This window comes from Streptomyces carpinensis (genome assembly GCF_002154505.1).
GTDB classification, from domain to species: domain Bacteria; phylum Actinomycetota; class Actinomycetes; order Streptomycetales; family Streptomycetaceae; genus Streptomyces; species Streptomyces carpinensis.
In genome coordinates this window covers 1-908 of sequence record NZ_MUBM01000309.1, presented here as the reverse complement: position 1 = coordinate 908, position 908 = coordinate 1, and the positions used below count along the sequence as shown (strand labels likewise).

The window sequence follows — 908 nt, the reverse complement described above, 5'->3', positions numbered from 1 at the left end:
GCACCATGGCCTCGAAGCAGCCCTGCGGTACCCGAGGAGCCCGCCTTGGCCCGTTCCCGCAGCGCCACACCCCGGCGCTATCTGATGTGCCCACCCGCACACTTCGATCTCACGTACTCCACCGACCCGTGGACGGATCCGGCCAAGCCGGTCGACGCCCCGCTGGCCCTGGCCCAGTGGGAGCGGCTGTGCGAGGTGTACCGGTCGCTCGGCCACACCGTCGAGGAGCTGACGCCCGAGCCGCTGCTGCCGGACATGGTGTTCACGGCGAACGGCGCCACGGTGGCCGACGGCCGGGTGTTCGGCGCCCGGTTCGCCCACCCGCGGCGGGAGCCGGAGGCCGAGGCGCACCTGGAGTGGTTCGCGGCCCACGGCTACACGCATCTGCACGTGCCCATCCACATCAACGAGGGCGAGGGCGACCTCGCCGTCACCGCGTCCTACCTGCTGGCCGGGCACGGCTTCCGGACGAACCCGCTGGCACACGGCGAGGCGCAGGAGTTCTTCGGCCGGCCGGTCATCGGCCTGGAGCTGATCGACCCCCGCTTCCACCACCTCGGGCTGGCGCTGGCCGTGCTCGACGACGCGGCGGACGAGGTGGCCTACTATCCGCCCGCCTTCTCCCCCGGCAGCCGGGAGGTGCTGCGGCGGCTGTTCCCGGACGCGCTGATCGCGGCGGAGGAGGACGCGGCGGCGCTCGGTCTGAACGCCGTCTCCGACGGCCTGCACGTGGTCCTGCCGCAGACGGCGCCCGGGCTCTGCGAGCCCCTGCGGGAGCGCGGCTTCGAACCGGTCACCGTGGAGACGGGCGAGCTGCACAAGGGCGGTGGCAGCGTCAAGTGCTGCTCGCTGGAGTTGCGGACGTGACCGGAAGGGCCGCCCGTCCGGTTCGTGGGTGGGTGGGGGCC

The 908-nt window shown here is 73.2% G+C and carries 1 protein-coding gene; it reads left to right on the top strand.

Features of this window, described 5'->3' with window-relative positions:
- Positions 1-45: 45 nt before the first annotated feature.
- Positions 46-867 (top strand): dimethylargininase, encoded by an 822-nt coding sequence (ddaH, locus tag BZY54_RS35410; RefSeq protein WP_341868718.1) that lies wholly within the window; start codon positions 46-48, stop codon positions 865-867.
- Positions 868-908 lie beyond the last annotated feature (41 nt).